This window comes from Roseicyclus mahoneyensis (genome assembly GCF_003148775.1).
In the GTDB taxonomy this organism is placed as follows: Bacteria; Pseudomonadota; Alphaproteobacteria; order Rhodobacterales; family Rhodobacteraceae; genus Roseicyclus; species Roseicyclus mahoneyensis.
On the sequence record NZ_QGGW01000001.1, the window covers coordinates 186,367 to 208,882 of the forward strand.

The following is a 22,516-nucleotide window of genomic DNA, read 5'->3' on the forward strand; positions in this document are numbered from 1 at the left end:
CGACAGCGTGACTGCGGAGGGCCAAGCCATGGCGACGGCGAAACGGAAACTGGCAGGCGTCGATCCCGTATGGCGGCGCATCCTCACCGAGGCTGATCAGGCCGTGCAGGATGAGCCGCTGCTGGGCGGGTTGATCCACGGCTGCATCTTGCACCATGACACGCTGGAAAAGGCGCTTGCCTACCGCATGGCGCAGAAACTGGCCTCGGGTGAGATGTCCGAGCAGTTGCTGCGAGAGATTGCCGATGATGCCTATGACGCCGACGCGGAACTTGGCGTCGCGGCGCGTGCCGATATCGTGGCGGTGTTCGAACGCGACCCGGCCTGCCACCGCTACATCCAGCCGCTCTTGTTCTTCAAGGGCTTCCAGGCGGTGCAGGCCTACCGCGTGGGGCATTGGCTCTGGACAGAAGGCCGCCGCGATCTGGCCTATTTCATCCAGATGCGGGTGTCCGAGGTCTTTGGCGTCGATATCCACCCCGCCGCCCGCATCGGGCAGGGGATCATGATCGACCATGCCCACTCTATCGTTGTCGGCGAGACCGCGGTTGTTGGCAACAACGTCTCCATGCTGCATTCCGTCACCTTGGGCGGCACCGGCAAGGAAACCGAGGATCGTCACCCCAAGATCGGCGATGGCGTTTTGATCGGGGCCGGGGCCAAGGTTCTGGGTAATATCCATGTCGGCAATTGCTCGCGCATTGCGGCCGGCTCGGTGGTTCTGTCCGATGTTCCGTCGTGCAAGACCGTGGCCGGCGTGCCCGCCCGGATCGTGGGCGAGGCGGGATGCGAGCAGCCCGCGATCAACATGGATCACCGCCTGATCGAGTGAGCGCGGCCGCGCATTGACACCTGTGGGCAGGTGCCATCGTGCAACCGGCGGAAAACCCGCAGGCTTTGGCTGGCCGAGGTGGGTTTTCCCCTACTCGTTGCGGCCTCGGTGATCCCCTAAATCCCTGTTGCAGAGACAAACCTCTTATTTAACAGGGATTTCATTCCAATGACCTATTTTGTTCAGACCACCAAATCCTACACTCTCGTCCTGTCCGGGGACGGCAAGGCGACGCTGAGCCTGTCCGATGACATCATGTCCGCCCTCGCCGAGAAATCCGCCAATGGCACGAGCGCGGACGACATGACGGGCCTGATGCTCGACCTCATGGGCGAGGATGCCGCCGCCTATCTCTCCGGTCTGGGAGCCGCCGCCGGGCTGAGTGACGATCTGGCCGCGATCCATGCCAAGGGTGGCATCGATGCGCTGGCCGCCCATCTCAAGGGGCTGGCCGACAAGGGCCATGATGCCTTCAGCGGGGGTGCCTTTCAGACCGATCCCAACGCGGCCTTTTCCTCGGGCCTGTTCGAGCGGATGGGCGCAAGCGACGCGCTGGCTCAGGCCTTCGGGAGCTATGGCGTGACCGTCTCGGGCGATGACAAGACCGATGGTGTGCTGCTGGATGCGCTGATGGAAAGCCAAGGAACGGAAATGTGGACGGTCAATCCCATCACGATTGGTGTGACCCTGGCCATCATCGGTGTCACCTTGGTGGGGATTGCCGTGAATGAGAAATACGAAGCGGAGAAAGCGAACGCTGAAAAGGCGAAAACGATGCTGGACGAGGTCGATTTCCTCCCCGAAGACCCCACCGGGGAGGGCAGTGACATGACGTTGGCCGAGGCGCTGGCCCAGCGCTCTGGCTCGGACCCCGGCACCGATCCCTGGACACAACCCTCCGGCCCGGTGGACGAGGAGGGTGATCCGCTCGACCCGCTTGATGCCCATGACCTCGACCAGACCACCATGCCGGTCGACCCGGTCGGCGATCATGTTGCGGGTCTCGGGCCCGATCACCTTGCCGACCACCTTGACCCCTGGATCAACCCCGGATCCGATGGCGCGGACGAGTTCCGTTTCGTCGACGGTCTGGGCGATGTGCCGGACAATGGTTTGACGTTCTTCACCTTTGACGCCGGCCCGGTCGCGCCCACCCTCAACCTCGGCGTTGTGGCCTTTGACGCTGTCACTGATCTTGGCATGACCATCGCCGTCAATCCGGTGGACCAGCTGCTGGGCGTGGATGAGATGATCTTTTGATCCATCCAGTCTGACCGACATGAAAAACCCCGCGCGCCAAGGGCAGCGGGGTTTTTTGTAGTCTTGCAGGTCGGTCCGGGGTGCGCCTCAGCCCGCGCGCGACTGCCGCTTGCGCTCATGCGGGTCGAGGTAGCGCTTGCGCAGCCGGATCGCGTTCGGCGTCACCTCGACCAACTCGTCATCGTCGATATAGGCTATGGCCTGTTCCAGCGTCATGGTGATCGGCGTGGTCAGGCGCACGGCCTCGTCCGTCCCCGACGCGCGCACGTTGGTCAGCTTCTTGCCCTTGAGCGGGTTCACCTCGAGATCGTTGTCGCGGCTATGCTCGCCAATGATCATGCCGGTGTAGATCGGCGCCTGCGCGCCGATGAACATGCGGCCGCGTTCCTCGAGGTTCCATAGCGCGTAAGCCACGGACACCCCGTTCTCCATAGAGATCAGGACGCCTGCGCGCCGCCCCTCGATCGGGCCCTTGAACGGCTCCCAAGCGTGGAACACACGGTTCAGGACACCTGTGCCCCGCGTGTCGGTCAGGAACTCGCCGTGGTAGCCGATCAGGCCCCGCGAGGGCACCAGAGCGATGATCCGCGTCTTGCCCGCCCCCCCGGGCTTCATCTCCTTCAGATCGCCTTTGCGCGGTCCGGTGATCTTCTCGATCACCGCGCCGGTATATTCGTCATCCACGTCGATGGTGACTTCCTCGATCGGCTCATGCCTGATCCCGTCGATTTCGCGGTACAGCACCTGCGGCCGGGAAATCGACAGCTCGAACCCCTCGCGGCGCATGTTCTCGATCAACACGCCCATCTGCAATTCGCCGCGGCCCGCGACCTCGAAGGCCTCGCCGCCGGGTGTGTCGCTGACCTTGATGGCGACGTTGCTTTCGGCCTCTTTCATAAGGCGCTCGCGGATCACGCGGGATTGCACCTTCTTGCCGTCGCGGCCAGCCAGCGGGCTGTCGTTGATGCCGAAGGTCACCGTGATCGTCGGCGGGTCGATCGGTTGAGCATATAGCGGCTCATCCACAGCCAGCGCGCAGATCGTGTCGGCCACTGTCGATTTCGTCATGCCCGCAAGGCTGACGATGTCGCCTGCCAGCGCTTCCTCGACGTCTTGCTGGCCCAGCCCGCGGAAGGCCTGGATGCGCGTGACGCGGAACTGTTCCACCTTTTCGCCCAGACGGCTCAGCGTCTGAACAGTCTGTCCGACCTTGAGGCGGCCCGATTCCACGCGACCCGTCAGCAGGCGACCGACGAAGGGGTCAGCCCCAAGCGTCGTGGCCAGCATCCGGAAATCGTCGTTTTGGTGCGCGATCTGGCGCGGGCGCGGGACGTGGTTCACGATCAGGTTGAACAGGGCGTGAAGGTCCTTGCGCGGCCCGTCCAGCGTCGGATCGGCCCAACCGGCCCGGCCCGAGGCATACATGTGCGGGAAATCCAGCTGGTCCTCATCCGCCTCCAGCGCGGCGAAAAGGTCGAACACCTCGTCCAGCGCCCGGTCCGGATCGGCATCGGGCTTGTCGACCTTGTTGAGCACCACGATCGGTCTGAGCCCCAGCGCCAGTGCCTTGGAGGTCACGAATTTCGTCTGCGGCATCGGCCCTTCGGCCGCGTCGACCAGCAACACCACACCGTCGACCATGCTCAGGATACGTTCCACCTCGCCGCCGAAATCGGCGTGCCCGGGGGTGTCGACGATATTGATCCGCGTGCCCTTCCACTCGACCGAGGTGGGCTTGGCAAAGATCGTGATGCCGCGCTCGCGCTCCAGATCATTGCTGTCCATCGCGCGCTCGGCGACGGCCTGGTTCTCGCGGAAAGCGCCGGATTGTTTCAAAAGGTTGTCGACCAGCGTGGTCTTGCCGTGGTCGACGTGCGCGATGATCGCGATATTGCGGAGGTCCATGGGGGGCCTTTAAAGGAAATCGAATGGGTTGGCCGAGCCGTTACAGGCTCAGACCCGGTTTGGCTAGGGCGAAAGGGTCGCTAGCGCTGCGATGCAGCGTCAGGAAATCTTGCGCAGCCGGATCACGACGTCGAGTTTGGCGATCTCGTAGCCCTCGGGCACGGGGGGCAAGCCGCGGATTTCAAGGTCGCCAGCAGGTGCATCGGTCAGATGCCCGGTGTCCTCGAAATGGAAATGCGGATGGTCGTCCATCCGCGTGTCGAAATAGCTGCGCGAGCCGTCTACAGTGACTTCTTGCATCAGGCCCGCATCGCAAAACGCCTTGAGCGTGTTGTAGACGGTGGCCAGCGACACCTTGTCGCCCGTCGACAGCACGGCGTCATGCAGCCCTTCGGCCGTGACATGCCTGTTTTCGCCGTCCCCGACCAGTAAGGCCGCCAGCGTCAGCCTCTGCCGCGTCGGACGCAGATCGCCCGTGACGAGCCAGCTTTTGCCGCGTTCCAGTGCTTCAGGGGTCATCGGCCAACACATCCTCTCGACATCCCCTCATATATAAGGCCTTTGCCCCAAGCGTTTCAATTGCAAACCGCGTCCGACCCCGCACCCTTGCACCGCTGTCGGGCGCGATGTTAGACGAATGCAACGGTTTTCGGGCGGCGTCCGACATAGCATCTGCGGGGGGACATGGCAGAGTATCCGACATCCTTCGACAAGGAGGGCCTTCTGGCCTGCGCCCGGGGTGAACTGTTCGGGCCGGGCAATGCCCAGCTGCCCGCGCCGCCCATGTTGATGATGGACCGCATCACCGACATCTCCGCCGAGGGAGGCGCGCATGGGAAGGGCCATGTGGTGGCCGAATTCGACATCACGCCGGACTTGTGGTTTTTCGACTGCCATTTTCCGGGAAATCCGATCATGCCCGGCTGCCTCGGTCTCGACGGGCTGTGGCAGTTGACCGGTTTCAACCTCGGCTGGCGCGGCTGGCAGGGCAGGGGCTACGCGCTGGGCGTGGGCGAGGTGAAACTCACCGGCATGGTGCGGCCCGACCGCAAGATGCTGACCTATTTTGTCGATTTCACCAAGGCTCTGCAGACCCGCCGCCTGACAATGGGCGTGGCCGATGGACGGGTCGAGGCGGATGGCGAGGTGATTTATCTCGTCAAGGACATGAAGGTCGCGCTCAGCGAGAGTTGAGGCCCGACCGCATCGCGACCCGGTACGTTCATACTGTGTGTTGCCTGTGGCGCAGGGCTGTCTGCGGACTGCTGCACCCCAAGTCCCAACGGCTCTGCCTTGTGCGGGCAATAGAGCAGCTTGGCGTTGAGCATGTGCCGCCGCGCAAGCCGCCGACCCTGTCGACCACGCACCATCTGGCGACTGGGCGACATCACCGTCCCTGCCTGTTCGATCCCGGGAAAGATGGCCGAGATCTCGGCTTTCGCATCAGGCGGAAGGGCGCTGTAGGCTTGCGCTCCGACAAACAGGCTTTCACAGGCCAGTCCGTTGGCGAACACGATCTCGTGCCTTTCGAACAGGATGTGGAAATATTCCACCGGCGCGATGCCATCGGTGTTGGAGACGCCGTCGAGGCCGACCAGATGCTTTGCGGCAACAAGAACCTCGTCATCGCCGAACATGCGCCGCGCGATCCTCGATGCGGCCAGCACGCGATGCTGCGGCGACAGCGCCAGAGTTGCATGAGGCAAGCCCACACCAAGGGCACCAGCCGCGATCTGGATGGGTCTGAGAGCTTCTTGGGCGCGCAGGTCATGGGCCGTAAGGCACCGCGAGCCGATCCATGCCAAAGGTTGAAGCCCGTGATCGGCCGTCAGCACGAGATCACCCGGTGCGAGCCATTCGATCGGCACGTCCTGACCGCCTGCCACCGTGATCCGCGTTCCACGCGTAAAGCAGACAATCTCGATCTTGTTGTCGGTCGTCGAAATGATCGCCGCGTCGCTACCGGCAACATTGCCAAGCGCGCCAGTGGTGATCGCCTGAATGTTCATATCCCCGTAACGGTCGTTGGGAATTATGAAATGGCGCACGACCCCGCCCGAGGACACCGACAAAAAGACCGCATCAAGATTGGACTCGCTGCCCGGTGAAAAGGTCCTTGTGCTGCCATCGCCCAACACGAAGGACCCGTTGCTGTCGGGTTCTCGGATTGTGTCGATGCGCCAGGACACCCCGCCGATCACAATGAAATCGCCGATGTCGAACTCGCCATCGCTCAGGTTCGGCGACGGCTGCGCCTCGACAACACCCAGCAGGTTTCCGTTCGCGAGCGAATAGGTCGTATTCGCCGTGATCGAGGTCACTTCGATGAGGTCGTAAATCGTCGCCATTGGTCGGCCTTCTTGTGGACCCGCGGGACAGCCTGGCGGTCGTGGACAGGTCCCTTGACACGCACGAGCCTGACTCCGCCTAAAAACGGCCCTTTTTGGGGAGCTGTTAGGGCAAAGTGATGACTCTTCGCCAAGGATACGGTTGCGCGGCATGGCGTGATCGTTGGGGCGCTGCATCCGGTCTGGACCTTGGGCCAGATGCGACACGGGCACGACCGCCGCAAGCGACGTCGGGCGACCGGACAAAGCCCTATCTGCTTGCCCCTTGCCGTCCCCCTGTCCTAAACACGACCCCAACATGCATTCGGAGGGAGCGGGCACATGCGCCGCGTCGTCGTCACGGGACTGGGCATCGTCTCACCCATCGGAAACACCGCCGCCGAGGTGGAGGCATCCTTGCGGGTGGGACGCTCCGGCATCGAAACCCATCCCGACATGGTCGAGCACGGCTTTCGCAGCCAGATCGCGGGCACGCTCAAGATCGACCCGGCCGAGCATGTCGACAAGCGCGCGCTCCGCTTCATGGGGCCGGGCGCGGCCTATGCCCATATCGCCATGGGGCAGGCCATCGCGCAGGCCGGGCTCACCGATGCCGATATCTCCAACGACCGTACCGGACTGATCGCGGGGTCGGGCGGGCCCTCCACCTCAGCCATGTTCGCGGCCCACCAGTCGGTCCTGTCCACGGGGGCCACCAAACGCATCGGCCCCTTCGCCGTGCCCAAATGCATGTCCTCCACGATCAGCGCGAACCTTGCGACCGCCTACAAGATCAAGGGCATCAACTATTCCATCACGTCCGCCTGTTCGACCTCGCTGCACTGCATCGGGGCGGCCTCGGAACAGATTATGCTGGGCAAGCAGGACATCATGTTCGCGGGCGGGGCCGAGGAACTCGACTGGACACTCTCGTGCCTTTTCGACGCGATGGGGGCCATGTCCTCGAAATACAATGACACGCCCGATAAGGCTTCCCGCGCCTTTGATGCGGGGCGCGACGGCTTCGTCATTGCGGGTGGCGGCGGCATCGTGGTGCTGGAGGCCCTCGATCACGCGCTGGCGCGCGGTGCCAACATCCTGGCCGAGGTCACGGGCTTCGCCGCAACCTCTGACGGGCACGACATGGTCGCCCCCTCGGGCGAAGGCGGCGAACGGGCAATGCGTTTGGCGCTGCAAACCCTGCCAGCGGACCGCCGCATCAGCTACATCAACGCCCATGGCACCTCGACCCCCGTGGGCGACGTGGGCGAGGTCGAGGCCGTGCGCCGCGTCTTCGGCACGGGCAGCACGCCGCCCATTTCCTCCACCAAATCCATGACTGGCCACGCCCAAGGGGCCGCCGGTGCGCTCGAGGCGATTTTCTGCCTGCTGATGCTGCAGGGCGATTTCATCGCCCCCTCGATCAACGTCGAGACGCTCGACCCGGCGCTGTCGCCGGACGAGATCGCCACGACCCTGCGCGAGAATGCCGGGCTTGATACGGTGATGACGAATTCCTTTGGGTTTGGCGGCACGAACGGCTCCATGCTGCTCAGCCGGTTTGTTGGGTAAGGCAATCATGGCGAATTTGATAACGGGCAAACGCGGCCTTGTGATGGGGGTCGCCAATGACCGATCCATCGCCTGGGGCATCGCCAGGGCTTTGCATGCCGAAGGGGCAGAACTGGCCTTCAGCTATCAGGGCGAGGCCTTCGGCAAGCGTGTCGAGCCTTTGGCGGCCTCGCTCGGCTCCGACCTGCTGGTCGATGTCGACGTGACGAACGACGCCTCCATGGATGCCTGTTTTGCCACCCTCAAGGATCGTTGGGGCACGCTCGATTTCGTGGTTCACGCCATTGCCTTTTCTGACAAGGCGGAATTGACCGGTCGCTTCATCAACACCAGCCGCGAGAATTTCCGCAACTCGCTGACGATCAGCTGCTATTCCTTCATCGACGTGGCCAAGCGCGCCTCGGAACTGATGCCCGAGGGCGGCAGCCTCATCACGCTGACCTATCAGGGCTCCAACCGCGTCACGCCCTTCTACAACGTCATGGGCGTGGCCAAGGCGGCGCTGGAAAGCTCCGTGCGCTATCTCGCCAATGACCTCGGCCCACAACAGATCCGCGTCAACGCGATTTCGCCGGGGCCGATGAAGACGCTGGCCGGGGCCGCCATCGGTGGCGCGCGCAAGACCTTCAAGACGACCGAGGCGAACGCACCGCTCCGCGCCAATGCCACGCTCGAGGCCATCGGCGGCACGGCGGTATATCTCGCATCGGACTACGGCGCCTGCACCACCGGCGAGATCATCCTTGTTGACGGTGGCTATCATGTTCTGGGGATGCTGCAGCCCGAGAACATGTAACGGGCAGGGGATGCCGCGCCGCCCTTGGGCAGCGCGGCGGTCTTGGGTTCAGTTCGGGATGATCCGGTAGATCTCGCCCTCGTCCATCGCGGCGTAAAGGTTGCCGTCCGGCCCAAGCACCACAGACCGGAAGCGTCCCGGCTCCATCGGCAGCGGCATGGTGATCACCTCGGCCGACATCCCGTCCTCGGCGATGTTGATCAGGTCGATCCGCTGGCCCACGGGCGTTCCGCCAAAGCCGATGCCCATGATCCCGACGGCCATCATGCCGTTCCAGTCGCCCCACTGATCGCCGACAAGGAATTCGGCCGATCCCGTGCCCTGCGACAGCCCGTCATTGACCCATGCGGGTGGCATCGCGTCAGGGTAGGTGGCGGTGTCGGTCATCGGCATGAAGGCCGCACGTGCGGCCGGGTCCATCCCGTCCATCTGATTGGGCGAGTAGCCGCAATAGTTGTCCGGGCAATCGGCCCGACCGGCCATGTTGGGCCGCGGGTCCCAGCCGCCGTTGCCGCCCGGCCGCAGCACCGTCACCTCGTCGGAATGCCACGGCCCGTGCTCGGCGATCACCACGGCACCCGTGTCGGGGTCAAAGGCGATGCCCTGCACATTGCGATGCCCGTAGGTAAAGACGCGCGGATCGAACCCCTCGGGCGCGCCATTGTCCGGCGCTGCATTGCCGTCGGTGTCGATGCGCAGCACCTTGCCGCCCATCAGCGTCGGCGACTGCGGCACCTCGCCGTTATGGGTGTCGCCGGTGGTCACATACAAGAACCCGTCGTCATGGAACCGGATGCGCCCGCCATTATGCGCACCGGGCCCGCCAAAGGGATGGTCGGACGCGGCAGGCTTGTAGGGGATGTCGTCGATGATATCGACCCGGTCCGAGACCGAGGCGAAATCCGCCGCCACCGTCATCCGCATCACATGGTTCGACTGCGCGCCCGTAGCGGTCGAGGCCGAATAGACGTAGATCTGGCGGTTGGTGTCGAAATCGGGGTCAAGTGCTACCCCCAGCATCCCGGCCTGTCCCTCGCAAAACAGGTCATCGGCCGACATGGCGTAGCCTTCCGACCCCGTCATCCCCAAAAGCCGCATCACATCGCCCGAGGGCATGCGCACCGAAAGGCCGAGGCATTTTTCGGTAAAGAACATGGTCCCGTCCGCCATGAACGCCATGTCCCACGGGCCTTCCAGCCCGGACATCACGACCTCATGGGTCAGGGTCGGCGCATCGGCCCGCGCCGCGGTCGTCATGACCGACAGCATCGCGGTCGACGCGAGGGCCGCACACAGCGTCAGCCCCATCTTTGCAGGTTTCATTGTCTTCCTCCCAAGGAAAGGCGGCGTCCTCCTCGACGCCGCGCCCGTGCGGAACCGTGCCCCCCTGTGGTGCACACCACCGGACACGCGGGTTCAAAGGCCGTCCGCACGAACCGACCCCCTCCCTTGGTGCGTGTCCGGATCTTGGCGGGCCCCGGACCTTTCAGGGTCCGGCGCACCGCGCCTCGTCGCCCCTATCGGAACGTCGTGGACATGAACTCCGAAAGGGCCGCGATCTCCGCGTCGGTCAGATCCCGCGCATTTGGGATCATCAGGCCCGAATTTGGCCCGATGCCTTCGCCCGAGCGGTAGATCTCCAGCTTTTCCGCCAGATACTCCGCGCTTCGGTTCTGGAGCGAGGGATAGACCGACACGCCGCGCCCGGTGCGTCCGTGGCATGCCGAACAGGACGCGGCATATACCTCCGCCGCGTTCGTGGCCGGTGTGTCCGCGGATGCGTTGGGCACAGCCGCCAAAAAGGCCACGCAGGACGCGGCCAGCACTCTGGGTATCATGGAACCTCCCTTCCATGGTCGTCAACGGTCTCGGGCGAAGCCGGGGCAGGGCCCCCTCGACCCCGCCATCGGCCCCGTGTCGAACCGTCGCAGGTGAAGTAGGCGGGGCTTACACAGCGTCAATGATGACTGACCCTGTCAGCATTGGCGCCTGTCACAACCGACACTTCGCCACGGACCCTGCACAGGGCGCAAGGCGTCGGCATGACCCCGCCAAAACCAAGAGTGGGAAGGTCACAGAGTTAAAAGTAAAATAATATCAATTATTTGAGTGGCATCTCACCCTTGAGAAGCCACCCAAATCGCCCTCAGGCGACCTTGACCAGTTCCACCGCAAAGGTCAGGTCCTGTCCGGCCAGCGGATGGTTCGCGTCCAGCGTCACCGCTTCGTCGGTCACCTCTGCCACGGTCACCGGCATTGCCTGCCCATCCGGCGTCTGCACCTGCAACTGTGTTCCAAGATCCAGCGGGATGTGATCCGGCACCGCATCGCGCGGCACTTGGCTCATCGCCTCCTCCCGGCGCGGGCCGTAAGCCTGCGCGGCGGGGATGGTCACGGTCTTGCGCTCGCCCTCGGCCATGCCGTCAAGTGCCGCCTCGAGGCCGGGAATGATCTGGCCCGCCCCCATCTCGAAGGTCAGCGGCTCGCGCCCCTGCGATGTGTCGAAAGTAGTGCCGTCCGCCAATGTGCCTGTGTAATGAATCGATACGGTCGTGCCGGGCATTGCCTGGGTCATGGGGTATCCTTTGATGGGGGAGGATGGGTTTTGCGGCATGGGTTGGTCTGCCGCGGCTCGGCCTTGAGTATAGGCGATCGGGCCGCAGGATGAAACCGGGCCGACACGAATTGTCGCGGCCGCACGCCTGTGCAAGGGTGCGCCCGAGTCCCGAGAGGGGCCAAGGGAGGGATGCCATGACAAAGATCACGACCTGCGTTTTCGATGCCTACGGCACCCTCTTTGATGTCAATGCCGCCGCCCGGGCGCTGGCGGGCGAACCGGGGCGCGCCACCTTCGCCGCGGTCTGGCAACAGGTCTCTGCCGACTGGCGCACCAAGCAGCTGCAATATTCCTGGCTCCGCGCGATCACCGGCGATCACTGCGATTTCTGGCAGGTCACGCAAGACGGCCTTGATTGGGCGCTGGACCGTGCCGGGATCGACGACCCTGACCTGCGAAACGGACTCCTCGGCCTCTACCGCCGCCTCAAACCCTACCCCGAGGTACCGGCGCTGCTGACCACCCTCAAGACGGCGGGCCTGGCCCGCGCGATCCTCTCGAACGGCAGTCCCGGGATGCTCGAGGAGGCCGTCGCCTCCGCCGGGATCGGCGCGCTGCTCGACGATGTCCTGAGCGTCGAGGATGTCGGCGTCTTCAAGCCCGACGCCCGCGTCTACGACCTCGTCGGCGCGCGCCTTGCCTGCACCCCCGATCAAGTCCTCTTCGTCTCGGCCAATGGCTGGGACGCGGCGGCGGCCGCCGCCTACGGATTCCGCACCCTTTTGGTCAACCGCGCCGGCGATCCCGTCGACCGCCTCCCTGGCCGCCCCGAAAATGTCGCCGCCGACCTCGGCGCTGTGCGCAACATTCTGGGGCTCTGAGCGATGGAGTGCGTCACCGCCCCCGACGGCCTGCGCCTTGCCTATGACGTGACGGGCGAGGGCGCGCCCCTTCTGTGCCTGCCGGGCCTGACCCGCAACATGGAGGATTTCGAGCCCGTGCTCGATGCCTTCGCCACCCGTGCGCAGATCATCCGCATGGATTTCCGCGGCCGCGGTGCGTCGGACTGGGGCGATCCCGCCACCTATCAGGTCCCGCAGGAAGCGGCGGATGTCCTGACGCTGCTTGACCATCTCGGTCTGCAAAAGGTCACCATCCTCGGCACCTCGCGCGGCGGCCTTGTCGCACTGGTGCTGGCCGCCATGGCACGGCCCCGCATCGCGGGTGTCATCTTCAACGACATCGGCCCGGAGGTGATGCCCGAGGGGCTCGCCTACATCATGGATTACCTCGGCCGGCCGCCCAAGGCCCGCACGTTGCCCGAGGCCGCCGCCGCCTTTCCGCGCCATTATGCGCCCGCCTTCCTGGGCGTGCCGGACGCCACATGGGCGGCCATGGCCCGCCGCCTCTTCACCGAAAGGGACGGCGCGCTCCACAACCGCTACGACCCCCGCCTGCGCGAGGCTGTGGCCCCCGCCTTCGCCCCGGATGCCGTGGCCCCCGACCTCTGGCCGCTCTTCGATGCGCTGCAAGGCGTCCCCTTGGGCCTGATCCGCGGCGCGGGCTCCAACATCCTGTCCGCCGCCACCGCCGCCGAAATGCGCCGCCGCCGCCCTGACATGGTCTTTGCCGAGCTGCCCGATCGCGGCCATGTCCCCTTTCTCGACGAACCTGACGCAATCCGCGTGATCGCCACCGTGCTGGAGCAAGCTACACAATGACCGACATCGCCATGATCGAAGCCGCCGCCGCCCGCGCCAAGGGGATCGTCCGCGAAACTCCGCTGCTCTCTTCGCCCTTCCTCGACGAAATCGCGGGCCGCCGCGTGCTGGCCAAGGCCGAGGTGCTGCAACACACGGGATCGTTCAAGTTCCGTGGCGGCTGGGCCGCAGTGTCGGCGCTTGACCCCGAAACCCGCGCCCGCGGCGTGCTGGCCTTCTCCTCGGGCAACCACGCGCAGGGCGTGGCTCATGCCGCCCAACTCCATGGCGTCCCCGCCATCATCATCATGCCCAAGGACGCGCCCGCGCTGAAGATCGAGAACACCCGCGCGCTGGGCGCCGAGGTGGTGCTCTACGACCGCGCCGGCGGCGAAAAGCGCGAGGAGATCGGCGCGCGCCTGCAGGCCGAGCGGAACATGACGCTCATCAAGCCTTTCGATGATGCGCAAGTGATTGCGGGGCAGGGCACCTGCGGCCTCGAGATCGCGGCACAGACGGCGGCGCTCGGCATCACCCAGGGCACCGTGCTCACTTGTTGCGGCGGCGGCGGCCTGACCTCCGGCATCGCGCTGGCACTGGCGGCGAAAGCGCCCGGAATGACCGTCCGCCCGGTCGAGCCCGAAGGCTTCGACGACACCGCGATCTCGCTCGCCTCCGGGACCCGCACCCGCCACGCCTCGCCCGAGGCAGGGTTCTGCGACGCGATCCTGACGCCGATGCCGGGCGAAATCACTTTCCCGATCCTGTCCCGCCTTTGTGGCCCCGGCATCGTGGTGACGGAGCTTGAGGTCAGGGAAGCGATGCGCCTTGCCGCAACCCGGCTGAAACTGGTGGTGGAACCGGGCGGCGCCGTCGCGCTGGCCGCCGCCCTCTTCCATGGCCGCGCGCTTGCCGATGGGCCGGTCATCTGCACGCTCTCGGGCGGCAACGCCGACCCCGCGCTTTACGCCGAGATCCTTGCGGGCGGCTGAGCCTTCATCTTTCTCCAAATATGCACGGCGCTCACTCCGCCGCCCGCACAACGGCCCGGGCAGGGGGGACGCGCGTCCGCACATAGATCACGAAAGCGCCCGCCATCAGCACCGCCCCCAAAAGGAAGGGCGCACCGGGCAGCCAGATCGCCCCCTCGGGCCGGGTGAACCAGAAAAACGCCTGCGTCATGATCAGCGGCGACAAGATCATCGACAGCGCCGAGATCGACGACAAGACACCCTGCAACTCCCCTTGCTGGTCGGCCCCCGCCGCCCGGCTCATCACGCCCTGCATCGCGGGCGCGACGATGGCCCCCACCGCCGAGATCGGGATCAGAAACCAGATCATCCAGCCTTGCGTGGCAAAGCCGTAAAGGACCAGACAGACCGTGTTCAGGATCAGCCCCCAGACCACCGCCCGCGTCTCGCCCAAGCGTGGCAAGATCGCCCGGATCAGCCCCGCCTGAACCACCGCGATGGCCACCCCGTAAGCCGCCAGCGACAGGCCGACCATCCGCGCATCCCAGCCAAACGCGCCCTGAATGTAATAGGCCCAGACGGCGGGATAGGTGAAATTGGCGATCTGATAGGCCAACATGACCATCAAAAGCGGCCGCACACCGGGCAGCTTGCCCACCGCCTTCAGTGCGCCGGCCGGGTTGGCGCGGCTCCAGTCGAGCTTGCGCCGGCGCTCCTTCGGCAGGCTTTCGGGCAAGACGAAATACCCGAAGGCGAAATTCAGCGCGGCCAGACAGGCCGCCGCCACAAAAGGCGCGCGCGGATCAAGCCCGCCGAGCATCCCGCCCAAGGCCGGGCCAAAGATGAACCCCATCCCGAAACCCGCTGAAATCAGGCCGAAATTCTGCGCGCGCTTGGAGCCGTCGGTGATGTCCGCCATGTAGGCCAGTGCCGTGGAATGCGTCGCCGCCGCCATGCCTGCAACGATGCGGCCAAAGAGCAGCAGCCAGATCGAGCCTGCCACCGCCATGATGACGTAATCGACCGCCAGAACCGCCATCGACACCAGAAGGATCGGCCGCCGCCCGAAGCGGTCCGACAGGTTGCCCAGTGTGGGCGAGAACCCGAACTGCATCACCGCATAGGAGGCCGACAAGATGCCCCCCCACAGCGCCGCGTCCGACAGGCTCGCGCCCTGCACCTCCCGGATCAGGTCCGGGATCACCGGCAAGATCAGCCCGATGCCCATCGCGTCCAGCGTCACGGTGATCAAGATGAACATCACGGGCAGGCGGCGCGGGGCCATGAAACGACTTTCGAGGGGCTCAGTCGACTGTCAACCTAGATTGACAGATCAACCTTGTCCATCGGCGATTGCCCGCGCCGCGCTGGCAAAGCTGCGCGCATCATCGGGTGCGGCGCCCAGCGTCTCGGGCCCCGTGAGCGGCGGCAAGGTCAGATCCGGATGGGTCTCGGCCACCAGATCGGGCAGGGCGCGGCCTGTGCGTTTCGCCTCACCCGCCAGCCGCTTGACCGCCGCCTGCGCCTCGGACCGCGGCATCGCGCGGGCCAGCGCGAAACTCAGCGCCTCTGCATGGATCAGCCCCAGCGGTTCCCCCAAGCGCGCGGCCATCGCGCTCCGGTCCGGCGCGATCGCGCCCAGGACCTCGCCCAGCACCGCTGCCGATTTCCCGGCCGCCACAACCAGTTGCGGCAGCACCAGCCATTCGGTGAACCACCCCGCGCCATCGCGCGCCTCGCGCGATGCGGGCGACAGCGCCGCGCCTTGCGCCGCCGCAAACCGCGCCAGTGCAACCAGAACCGACGGCGCGACCGGGTTTTCCTTTTGCGGCATGGTGGAGGACGCGCCGCCGCCCGCCAACCGCACCTCTCCCACATCGCTGCGGGTCAGGATCAGCAGATCCTCGCCCGCCTTGGCCCCTGCCGTCGTCACGGCCGTGCAGACCCCGGCCAGTTCCGCAATTAGCGACCGCTCCGCATGCCAGCTGCGGCCCGGATCGGCCAGCCCCAGCGCCTCCGCCAGTCCGACCCGGATCGCGGCGGGGTCCGGCCCCAGCATGCTGCCCGTCCCGCCAGCCCCCGACAGCGACACCGGCAGCCGCGGCCGCAGGTCGCGCAGCCGCTCGATAGCGCGGATCACCGGCCAGCCCCAGACGGCCACCTGCGCCCCGAAACTCGACGGCACCGCCACCTGCCCATAGGTGCGCGCAGCCACCGGCGTGTCGGCCTCCGCCTCGGCCAGCCGCCCCAGCGCGCCGGCCGCCGCGACCAGCCGCCCCTCGATCAGCGCCAGCGCACGGGCCAGCCGCAGCATCAGGCCGGTATCCTGAATGTCCTGGCTGGTGGCCCCGAAATGCAGCCATGCCGCATGCTCCGGCGCCTCGAGCGCGCGGCGGAGCGCCGCCACCAGACCCGGCACGCTCACCCCGTTCGCGCCGGTGCTCTCGGCCAGCCCGGCAGGGTCGACCTGCACCTCCATCATCGCGCGCGCCAGAAACGCGCCCGAGACCTCGGGGATCACGCCAGCCTTTCCCTGCACCGATGCCAAGGCCCCCAGAACCAGCATCATCGCCCGCACCTCGGCGGTGTCCGAGACCAGCCGCGCCATCTCCGCATCGCCGAAGAGCCCGCGGTAAAGCGCGCTGTCAAACGGGCTGGCACTCATGCCCCGCCCTCCGAATGCCCGATGTCGCGCAAGAACCCCGCCAGCAGCGGGCCGAAGATCTCGGGCTTTTCAACGCAAGGCAGATGCCCCGCACCCCGGATCAGCTCATAACGCGCACCGGGGATCAGGCCTGCCAGATCGCGCACCAGGTCGGGCGGGGTCGATCCGTCCTCGGACCCGGCAATCACCAGCGCAGGCAGGCGCAGCGCGGCGGTCGTGGCGTAGAAATCCGTGCCCGCGATGGCCGCCGAACAGCCCGCGTAGCCCTCGGGCGGGGTCGTCTCCACCATCCGCCGCCACGGCGTCACCTGCGGCCCCTCGCGGAAGGGCTTGGAAAACCACCGCTCCATGATTGCCCCCGACATGGCCGACAGGCCCTGCGTCTCGACCATGGCGATCCGATCCTCCCACATCGTCCGGGTGCCGATCTTGGGCGCGGTGTTCGACAACACCACCGCGCGCACCAGATCCAACCGCTTGGCCGCCAGCCCCTGCGCGATCATCCCCCCGATCGACAGGCCCACAAAGACGCAATCGCGCACCCCCAGCCCGTCAATCAGCCGCTCGGCATCGCGGATCAGCGCGCCCATCGTGTAAGGCGCAGGCGGGCAGCTCGACAGCCCATGACCGCGCGTGTCATAGCGGATCACCCGCAGACCCTCGGGCAGATAGGGCAAGATGGCGTCCCACAGCCGGAGATCGGTGCCCAGCGAATTGGAGAACACCACCGCCGGCGCGCCCCGCGGCCCGGTGTCCGCGTAGTGCACCACCACATCGCCCAGATCGAGACTGTCCATCGCATCCTCCGTCCTTTGCCCCGGTTCTGGGCCAGCGGGGGCGGCCCCGCAAGGGGCAGGGGCGGCGGGACGTCGCGAACAGGCAGTCCCACGGCGCGAAATCGCCTTGCCGTCCCTGCGCCGTGTGCAAGGATGCCCGCAAAACACGAGGGACACGAGGAACCACATGCCATCCACCATCCGCGCCGCCGTCTGCCGCAGCTTTGGCGCGCCGCTCGAGATCGAAACGCTCACCCTGCGCGATCCGGGCCCCAGCGAGATCGAGGTCACGCTCGAGGCCGTCGCGATCTGCCATTCCGACATCTCCTATCTCGAAGGCGCATGGGGCGGCACGCTGCCCGCCGTCTACGGCCACGAGGCGGCAGGCCGCGTCAGCGCCCTTGGGGCGGGCGTCGCCAAGGTGGCTCTGGGCGAGCGTGTCCTCGTCACGCTGATCCGGTCGTGCGGCACCTGCCCGGACTGCGCCAGCGGCAGGCCCGTGTACTGCTCCGGCAAGACGGAACGCGCGCCCAAACTGACCGATGCCACCGGCGCGCCGGTCGTGGCCGCGATGGAATGCGGCGCCTTCGCCGAAAAGGTCATCGTCGATCAGTCCCAGATCGCCCCCTTGGGTGAGGCGGCCGCCCCCCATTCGGCCTGCCTGCTGGCCTGCGGCGTGCCGACCGGCGTCGGCGCCGTGGTCAACACCGCGCGCGTGCGCCCCGGCGACACGGTGGTGGTGATCGGGGCGGGCGGCGTCGGCCTCAACACCGTGCAGGGTGCCCATATCGCGGGCGCGGCCCGGATCGTGGCGATGGATCTGGAACCGTTGAAACTGGACGATGCGCGCGCCTTCGGGGCCACCGACACGATCCTCGCCACGGTGGAAAAGCCCTGGCAGGAGCTTGAGCGCATCACCGGCGGCAGGCTCGCCGATCATGTCTTCGTCACCGTGGGCGCTGTCCCCGCCTATGACATGGCGCTGCGCCTGATCGCGCCGGGCGGCACCGCCTATGCCGTGGGCATGCCGGCCTCGGGGGCCATGTCCAGCTACGAGCCGGTCATGGTCGCAGCCCTGGGGCACGGCATGCGCGGCAGCAAGATGGGCGATGTGGTGCTCGCGCGCGACATTCCATGGATGGTCGACCTCTATGGTCAGGGGCGTCTCAAGCTTGATGAACTGGTCTCGCGGCAATGGCCCTTCGACCAGATCAACGCCGCCATCGCTGACACCAACGCCGGTCAGGCCCGCCGCAACGTCTTGATCTTCCCGACCTGAGCCTTCTTCGTTTCGAAAATATCCCGGGGGAGGCGCGGCCGAAGGCCGGGCCGGGGGCAGAGCCCCCAAAGCCGCCGCCAGCCAGAGGGTACGACACCATGAAACTGCAAGATCTCGAGATCTTCACCATCGCCCCCCCCGCACCCGGCTGGGGGGGGCGCTACTGGCAGATCGTGCGTCTCACCACTGCCTGCGGCATCACGGGCTTGGGCGAAGTCTATGCCGCAGCCGTGGGCGCCGCGGCCATGCGCGCTGTCATCGCGGATGTGTTCGACCGTCACATGCTGGGCGAGAGCCCCGAAAACATCGAGCTGATGGCCCGCCGCGTCTGGTCCTCGGGCTTTACCCAGCGGGCCGATCCGACCGTGTTCGGCGCTTTCGCGGGGCTGGAGATGGCCTGCTGGGACATCCTTGGCAAGGCGCGCGCGCGGCCTGTCTGGGCGCTCTTGGGCGGGCGCATGAACGACCGGCTGCGCGCCTATACCTATATCTATCCGGAGGATGACGCGGCGCCCGATGCCGTGGCGCGGTTCTGGGTCGACGCCGACGCGCAAGGCGAGGCCGCGGCCGCCCGCGTGGCCGAGGGCTGGACAGCGGTGAAATTCGACCCCGCCGGCCCCTACACGATCCGCGGCGGCCACGCGCCCGCGATGTCCGACATCAGCCTCTCCGCTGCGTTTTGCGCAAAGATCCGGGCCGCCGTGGGCGACCGTGCCGATCTCTTGTTCGGCACCCATGGCCAGTTCACGCCGGGTCATGCGATCCGGCTGGCCAAGGCGATCGAGCCGCATGATCCCCTGTGGTTCGAGGAACCCATCCCGCCCGATGATCTGGCCGGATTGGCCGAGGTGGCGCGCGCCACCTCGATCCCCGTCGCCACCGGCGAGCGGCTGTGCGGCAAGATGGAATTCGCAGCCGCCCTCAGGGCAGGCGTGCGGATCGTCCAGCCCGCCTTGGGGCGCGCGGGCGGCATCTGGGAAGGGCGCAAGATCGCTATCTTGGCAGAAAGCCACAGTGCTCAGATCGCCCCGCATCTCTATGCCGGCCCCGTGGAATGGGCGGCCAATGTCCATTTGGGGGTTTCTTGCCCGAACCTGTTGATGGTCGAGGCGATCGAGACCGATTTCCACAAGCGCCTTCTCAAGGGGCGGCCCATGGTCGAGGGTGGTTTTGTCGAAGCGCCAACGGCACCCGGCCTTGGCATCGAACTGGACGAGGTTCTTGCGGCCGCTCACGCTTGGACCGGCACGCGCCTGCACCTCGAGATGCAAGACGCGCCCTGCGACTGGCAAAACGGGAATGCCTTCGGCGGGGGCGCGGTTGACTAGGGGCGGTTCGGGCGGCGCTGGGGGGCCGTGCATATTTTTGGAAAGATGACGGGACAGGGGCGCGGTCAGTCGCGTTCCTTTTCATGCGCGTAGCGCAGGCGCGCGACTTCCTCGTTCTTTTCGGCACGGCGCAATTCGCCCAGACGGCTTTCGACGTAGCTCAGATGCTCCTGCACCGCCGCGCGCGCCGCTGCCGGATCGCGGGCCTGCAGCGCCGCGTTGATTGCGCGGTGATGGTCGAGCAGCAGGTCGCGGGTCGTGCGGCTCTTGAACATCATCTGGCGGTTGAAGAAGACCCCCTGTTTCAGAAGATCGAAGATCGAGCGCATCATGTGCAGCAAGATCACGTTATGGCTGGCCTCGAGGATGGCGAGGTGAAATTCCGCGTCCAGTTCCGCCTCGTCTGCCGGATTGCGTTTCTTGTGGGCCGCTTCCATCTTGCGCAAGATCGCGTCGATCACCTTGAGATCGGTGTCCGAGCCCTGCACCGCGGCGCGTTCCGCCGCGATCGCCTCGAGGTCGCGGCGAAAGGCGATGTAGTCGAAGACCGCTTCTTCATGACTGGAAATGAGCCGGATCAGCGCCGGCGAAAAAGCCGACCCCAGCACATCGGCCACATAGATGCCCGCGCCCGCGCGCGCCGCCAAAAGCCCGCGGTCGTGCAATTCGGCGACGGCTTCGCGCAGGGACGGCCGTGACACGCCCAGACGCTCGCTCAATTCGCGCTCGGAGGGCAGGCGTTCGCCGGGGCGCAGGATGCCGCGCAAGATCAGTTGTTCGATCTGCCGCACAACGGAATGCGACAGTTTCTCGGCCTCGATGCGTTGGAACGGCATGGCCCCCTCCCGGACTGGTCAAATCTTATGACCAGCGAAAGGGGGCTGTCCAGCCGAATGCGGATGCGAGCCGGAGATCACCGCGGGCGGATGATCACTTCGACCCGGCGGTTTTGCGCACGACCCTGCGGCGTCAGGTTGGAGGCGACCGGTTCATCTTCGCCCCGGCCGAAGGCGCGCACGCGGCCGGGCGAGACGCCCGCCTCAAGCAGCACGCCCGCCACCGCCTGTGCGCGACGCTGCGAGAGATCTTGATTGTAGCCCGCGCTGCCGGTGTTGTCGGTATGGCCGATCACATCGACGGTTGTGTTCGGGTATTGCTGCAGGTTGCGGGCCAGAGCCCTGAGATCGGCTTGCAGATTGGCCCGGATCGCGGCGCTGTCGATGTCGAACAAGATGCCCTCGGGCATGGTGACGACCAGTTCCTGTCCGGTGTTCTGGATGCGTATGTCATCATTGGCGAGGCTGCCGCGCAGGTCGCGGGCCTGCCGATCCAGCGCCGCGCCGATTGCGCCGCCCGCAAGCGCGCCCGCCGCGCCGCCGACCAGCGCGCCCATGCCCGGGTCGCTGTCATTGCCGAAAGCGCCTGCGGCCGCCCCAAGCATGCCGCCGATGATGGCGCCGCTCTGGGTGCGTTCGCCCATGGGCTGCGTGGTGACACAGCCCGTCAGCGCAAGCGCGGAGACGGTGACAAGTGCGGTGAGTTTCGTGCGAATGATCATTGCGATGCCCTTCCAGACTGCTCCCGGTCCGGTTTCCCCGAGACCTTTGTTCCGGGCCAATATAGCAGCGCAGGCGGCGAACTGCAGAGGGAAAAAGCCGAAATGGCGGAATCCCGCCGTTTTGCCGTGACGTCTCAGGCCCCGCTTTGCGCCGCCTCGCGGGCCAGCAGCGCGCGCTTGACGGGCAGGCCCCAATGGTAGCCGCCCAAGGCCCCCGATTTGCGCAGCGCGCGGTGGCAGGGGATCAGCCAGCTGATCGGGTTGCGCCCCACGGCGGTTCCCACGGCGCGCATGGCGCGGGGGTGGCCCACGGCGGTGGCGATCTCGGAATAGGTGGTGACATGGCCGGTGGGGACCTGCAGCAGCGCCTCCCAGACCTTGATCTGGAAGGGGGCGCCGATCAGGTGCAGCTTTGCGGCCCCGGGCGCTTCGCCGAAGGCCTTGGCGACCACGGGGGCCAGCGCCGCGCGGTCCTCGACAAACTGCGCCGCAGGCCAGCGGCCGGTGAGGTCCGCCATGGTGGCGTCTGTCCCGGTTTCGGCGGCGAAGCCCAGACCGCATATGCCCCGGTCGGTGCCCATCACCAGCGCCGGGCCGAAGGGGCTGTCGAACCAGCCATGCCGGATGGTCAGGCCCGCGGCACCCCGTGCGTAATCGCCGGGGGCCATCGCTTCCCAAGTCAGGAACAGATCGTGCAGCCGCCCGCCCCCGGACAGGCCGACCGCGTCCGCTGTCGCAAGGGTGGTGAACCGGTCGCGCAGCAAGTGGCGCGCATGGTCGAGCGCGAGATATTGCTGGTAGCGTTTCGGGCTGACGCCGACCCAGGCGGTGAAGATGCGCTGGAAATGCGCGGGGCTCATCTGCATCCGGGCGGCCAGCGCTTCAAGGGTCAGGGGGGCATCGGCCGTGTCGATCTCTGCGATGGCGCGGCGGATGACGTGGTAATGATATGTGTGCTCATCGGTCATGGCGCGACACTAGCCCTAAGGG

At 66.3% G+C, this 22,516-nt stretch carries 22 protein-coding genes; 10 read left to right on the forward strand and 12 right to left on the reverse strand.

Annotation, left to right across the window (positions count from 1 at the left end; genetic code table 11):
* Window positions 1-28 precede the first annotated feature (28 nt).
* Together cysE and C7455_RS00975 are read left to right on the forward strand one after the other, a co-directional pair.
* Window positions 29-832, forward strand: coding sequence for a serine O-acetyltransferase (gene cysE, locus C7455_RS00970; protein ID WP_109664284.1), 804 nt, complete (start codon window positions 29-31; stop codon window positions 830-832).
* A gap of 168 nt (window positions 833-1,000) precedes the next feature.
* Window positions 1,001-2,092, forward strand: a complete 1,092-nt coding sequence (locus C7455_RS00975; RefSeq protein ID WP_109664287.1) for a hypothetical protein — start codon at window positions 1,001-1,003, stop codon at window positions 2,090-2,092.
* An 87-nt stretch (window positions 2,093-2,179) separates the two neighbouring features.
* Here the strand turns inward: C7455_RS00975 and typA are convergent, their stop codons facing one another.
* Together typA and irrA are read right to left on the reverse strand one after the other, a co-directional pair.
* Window positions 2,180-3,997: a translational GTPase TypA gene (typA, locus tag C7455_RS00980; protein ID WP_109664289.1), complete on the reverse strand. Its 1,818-nt coding sequence runs from the start codon at window positions 3,995-3,997 to the stop codon at window positions 2,180-2,182.
* A gap of 99 nt (window positions 3,998-4,096) precedes the next feature.
* Window positions 4,097-4,516, reverse strand: coding sequence for an iron response transcriptional regulator IrrA (gene irrA, locus C7455_RS00985; RefSeq protein ID WP_109664292.1), 420 nt, complete (start codon window positions 4,514-4,516; stop codon window positions 4,097-4,099).
* Between the two features lie 165 nt (window positions 4,517-4,681).
* On the opposite strand from irrA, the gene fabA reads away from it, so the two are divergent.
* Complete coding sequence (gene fabA / locus C7455_RS00990; RefSeq protein WP_109664295.1) at window positions 4,682-5,191, forward strand: bifunctional 3-hydroxydecanoyl-ACP dehydratase/trans-2-decenoyl-ACP isomerase; 510 nt, start codon at window positions 4,682-4,684, stop codon at window positions 5,189-5,191.
* Here fabA and C7455_RS00995 read toward each other — a convergent pair.
* Window positions 5,149-6,345, reverse strand: a complete 1,197-nt coding sequence (locus C7455_RS00995; RefSeq protein WP_245904174.1) for a Hint domain-containing protein — start codon at window positions 6,343-6,345, stop codon at window positions 5,149-5,151. The genes fabA and C7455_RS00995 overlap by 43 nt on opposite strands.
* Before the next feature lie 321 nt (window positions 6,346-6,666).
* On the opposite strand from C7455_RS00995, the gene C7455_RS01000 reads away from it, so the two are divergent.
* Window positions 6,667-7,896, forward strand: coding sequence for a beta-ketoacyl synthase N-terminal-like domain-containing protein (locus C7455_RS01000; RefSeq protein WP_109664298.1), 1,230 nt, complete (start codon window positions 6,667-6,669; stop codon window positions 7,894-7,896).
* Between the two features lie 7 nt (window positions 7,897-7,903).
* Window positions 7,904-8,692 carry an enoyl-ACP reductase FabI gene (locus tag C7455_RS01005; protein ID WP_109664301.1) on the forward strand — a complete coding sequence of 263 codons (789 nt, stop codon included), beginning with the start codon at window positions 7,904-7,906 and terminating at the stop codon, window positions 8,690-8,692.
* 48 nt (window positions 8,693-8,740) lie between these two features.
* Here the strand turns inward: C7455_RS01005 and C7455_RS01010 are convergent, their stop codons facing one another.
* The 3 genes from C7455_RS01010 to C7455_RS01020 all read right to left on the reverse strand — a co-directional run bounded on the left by C7455_RS01010 (window position 8,741) and on the right by C7455_RS01020 (window position 11,267).
* A complete protein-coding gene (locus C7455_RS01010; protein ID WP_109664304.1) occupies window positions 8,741-10,015 on the reverse strand; it encodes a PQQ-dependent sugar dehydrogenase in 1,275 nt (424 codons plus the stop codon).
* A 194-nt stretch (window positions 10,016-10,209) separates the two neighbouring features.
* Entirely contained in the window at window positions 10,210-10,530 is a 321-nt protein-coding gene (locus C7455_RS01015; protein WP_109664307.1) for a c-type cytochrome, read from the reverse strand.
* 308 nt (window positions 10,531-10,838) lie between these two features.
* Window positions 10,839-11,267: an FKBP-type peptidyl-prolyl cis-trans isomerase gene (locus C7455_RS01020; protein WP_109664310.1), complete on the reverse strand. Its 429-nt coding sequence runs from the start codon at window positions 11,265-11,267 to the stop codon at window positions 10,839-10,841.
* A 176-nt stretch (window positions 11,268-11,443) separates the two neighbouring features.
* On the opposite strand from C7455_RS01020, the gene C7455_RS01025 reads away from it, so the two are divergent.
* Genes C7455_RS01025 through C7455_RS01035 form a run of 3 tightly spaced genes read left to right on the forward strand, consistent with a single transcriptional unit; the run spans window position 11,444 to window position 13,941 of the window.
* A complete protein-coding gene (locus C7455_RS01025; protein WP_109664313.1) occupies window positions 11,444-12,130 on the forward strand; it encodes a haloacid dehalogenase type II in 687 nt (228 codons plus the stop codon).
* 3 nt (window positions 12,131-12,133) lie between these two features.
* Window positions 12,134-12,970: an alpha/beta fold hydrolase gene (locus C7455_RS01030; RefSeq protein WP_109664315.1), complete on the forward strand. Its 837-nt coding sequence runs from the start codon at window positions 12,134-12,136 to the stop codon at window positions 12,968-12,970.
* The gene (locus C7455_RS01035; RefSeq protein WP_109664318.1) at window positions 12,967-13,941 is read left to right on the forward strand and encodes a threonine ammonia-lyase; all 975 of its coding nucleotides are present in this window, start codon (window positions 12,967-12,969) and stop codon (window positions 13,939-13,941) included. Before C7455_RS01030 ends, C7455_RS01035 begins: the two co-directional genes overlap by 4 nt.
* Before the next feature lie 31 nt (window positions 13,942-13,972).
* On the opposite strand, the gene C7455_RS01040 is transcribed toward C7455_RS01035, so the two are convergent.
* From C7455_RS01040 to pcaD, 3 genes are read right to left on the reverse strand one after another with little or no spacing between them, the layout of a single operon-like run.
* Window positions 13,973-15,205 carry a TCR/Tet family MFS transporter gene (locus tag C7455_RS01040; RefSeq protein ID WP_109664321.1) on the reverse strand — a complete coding sequence of 411 codons (1,233 nt, stop codon included), beginning with the start codon at window positions 15,203-15,205 and terminating at the stop codon, window positions 13,973-13,975.
* Between the two features lie 48 nt (window positions 15,206-15,253).
* Complete coding sequence (locus tag C7455_RS01045; protein WP_109664323.1) at window positions 15,254-16,585, reverse strand: lyase family protein; 1,332 nt, start codon at window positions 16,583-16,585, stop codon at window positions 15,254-15,256.
* Window positions 16,582-17,382, reverse strand: a complete 801-nt coding sequence (gene pcaD / locus C7455_RS01050; RefSeq protein WP_109664326.1) for a 3-oxoadipate enol-lactonase — start codon at window positions 17,380-17,382, stop codon at window positions 16,582-16,584. The genes C7455_RS01045 and pcaD overlap by 4 nt, the downstream gene beginning before the upstream one ends.
* Window positions 17,383-17,548: 166 nt before the next feature.
* Here pcaD and C7455_RS01055 point away from each other — a divergent pair, with 166 nt between their 5' ends.
* Window positions 17,549-18,640, forward strand: coding sequence for an alcohol dehydrogenase catalytic domain-containing protein (locus C7455_RS01055; protein WP_109664329.1), 1,092 nt, complete (start codon window positions 17,549-17,551; stop codon window positions 18,638-18,640).
* A 98-nt stretch (window positions 18,641-18,738) separates the two neighbouring features.
* Window positions 18,739-19,968: a mandelate racemase/muconate lactonizing enzyme family protein gene (locus tag C7455_RS01060; protein WP_109664331.1), complete on the forward strand. Its 1,230-nt coding sequence runs from the start codon at window positions 18,739-18,741 to the stop codon at window positions 19,966-19,968.
* Between the two features lie 65 nt (window positions 19,969-20,033).
* Here the strand turns inward: C7455_RS01060 and C7455_RS01065 are convergent, their stop codons facing one another.
* From C7455_RS01065 to C7455_RS01075, 3 genes are all read right to left on the reverse strand, one after another.
* A complete protein-coding gene (locus tag C7455_RS01065) occupies window positions 20,034-20,804 on the reverse strand; it encodes an FCD domain-containing protein (RefSeq protein WP_109664334.1) in 771 nt (256 codons plus the stop codon).
* A 77-nt stretch (window positions 20,805-20,881) separates the two neighbouring features.
* Window positions 20,882-21,526, reverse strand: a complete 645-nt coding sequence (locus C7455_RS01070; RefSeq protein ID WP_109664336.1) for a YiaD family glycine zipper/OmpA-like lipoprotein — start codon at window positions 21,524-21,526, stop codon at window positions 20,882-20,884.
* 134 nt (window positions 21,527-21,660) lie between these two features.
* A complete protein-coding gene (locus tag C7455_RS01075; protein WP_109664339.1) occupies window positions 21,661-22,494 on the reverse strand; it encodes a methylated-DNA--[protein]-cysteine S-methyltransferase in 834 nt (277 codons plus the stop codon).
* Window positions 22,495-22,516 lie beyond the last annotated feature (22 nt).

What these genes read in the sequence shown, in the direction of transcription:
- cysE (WP_109664284.1), top strand. Translation starts at nt 29, where the DNA reads ATGGCGACGGCGAAACGGAAACTGGCAGGCGTCGATCCCGTATGGCGG.
- C7455_RS00975 (WP_109664287.1), top strand. Translation starts at nt 1,001, where the DNA reads ATGACCTATTTTGTTCAGACCACCAAATCCTACACTCTCGTCCTGTCC.
- typA (WP_109664289.1), bottom strand. Translation starts at nt 3,997, where the DNA reads ATGGACCTCCGCAATATCGCGATCATCGCGCACGTCGACCACGGCAAG.
- irrA (WP_109664292.1), bottom strand. Translation starts at nt 4,516, where the DNA reads ATGACCCCTGAAGCACTGGAACGCGGCAAAAGCTGGCTCGTCACGGGC.
- fabA (WP_109664295.1), top strand. Translation starts at nt 4,682, where the DNA reads ATGGCAGAGTATCCGACATCCTTCGACAAGGAGGGCCTTCTGGCCTGC.
- C7455_RS00995 (WP_245904174.1), bottom strand. Translation starts at nt 6,345, where the DNA reads ATGGCGACGATTTACGACCTCATCGAAGTGACCTCGATCACGGCGAAT.
- C7455_RS01000 (WP_109664298.1), top strand. Translation starts at nt 6,667, where the DNA reads ATGCGCCGCGTCGTCGTCACGGGACTGGGCATCGTCTCACCCATCGGA.
- C7455_RS01005 (WP_109664301.1), top strand. Translation starts at nt 7,904, where the DNA reads ATGGCGAATTTGATAACGGGCAAACGCGGCCTTGTGATGGGGGTCGCC.
- C7455_RS01010 (WP_109664304.1), bottom strand. Translation starts at nt 10,015, where the DNA reads ATGAAACCTGCAAAGATGGGGCTGACGCTGTGTGCGGCCCTCGCGTCG.
- C7455_RS01015 (WP_109664307.1), bottom strand. Translation starts at nt 10,530, where the DNA reads ATGATACCCAGAGTGCTGGCCGCGTCCTGCGTGGCCTTTTTGGCGGCT.
- C7455_RS01020 (WP_109664310.1), bottom strand. Translation starts at nt 11,267, where the DNA reads ATGACCCAGGCAATGCCCGGCACGACCGTATCGATTCATTACACAGGC.
- C7455_RS01025 (WP_109664313.1), top strand. Translation starts at nt 11,444, where the DNA reads ATGACAAAGATCACGACCTGCGTTTTCGATGCCTACGGCACCCTCTTT.
- C7455_RS01030 (WP_109664315.1), top strand. Translation starts at nt 12,134, where the DNA reads ATGGAGTGCGTCACCGCCCCCGACGGCCTGCGCCTTGCCTATGACGTG.
- C7455_RS01035 (WP_109664318.1), top strand. Translation starts at nt 12,967, where the DNA reads ATGACCGACATCGCCATGATCGAAGCCGCCGCCGCCCGCGCCAAGGGG.
- C7455_RS01040 (WP_109664321.1), bottom strand. Translation starts at nt 15,205, where the DNA reads ATGGCCCCGCGCCGCCTGCCCGTGATGTTCATCTTGATCACCGTGACG.
- C7455_RS01045 (WP_109664323.1), bottom strand. Translation starts at nt 16,585, where the DNA reads ATGAGTGCCAGCCCGTTTGACAGCGCGCTTTACCGCGGGCTCTTCGGC.
- pcaD (WP_109664326.1), bottom strand. Translation starts at nt 17,382, where the DNA reads ATGGACAGTCTCGATCTGGGCGATGTGGTGGTGCACTACGCGGACACC.
- C7455_RS01055 (WP_109664329.1), top strand. Translation starts at nt 17,549, where the DNA reads ATGCCATCCACCATCCGCGCCGCCGTCTGCCGCAGCTTTGGCGCGCCG.
- C7455_RS01060 (WP_109664331.1), top strand. Translation starts at nt 18,739, where the DNA reads ATGAAACTGCAAGATCTCGAGATCTTCACCATCGCCCCCCCCGCACCC.
- C7455_RS01065 (WP_109664334.1), bottom strand. Translation starts at nt 20,804, where the DNA reads ATGCCGTTCCAACGCATCGAGGCCGAGAAACTGTCGCATTCCGTTGTG.
- C7455_RS01070 (WP_109664336.1), bottom strand. Translation starts at nt 21,526, where the DNA reads ATGATCATTCGCACGAAACTCACCGCACTTGTCACCGTCTCCGCGCTT.
- C7455_RS01075 (WP_109664339.1), bottom strand. Translation starts at nt 22,494, where the DNA reads ATGACCGATGAGCACACATATCATTACCACGTCATCCGCCGCGCCATC.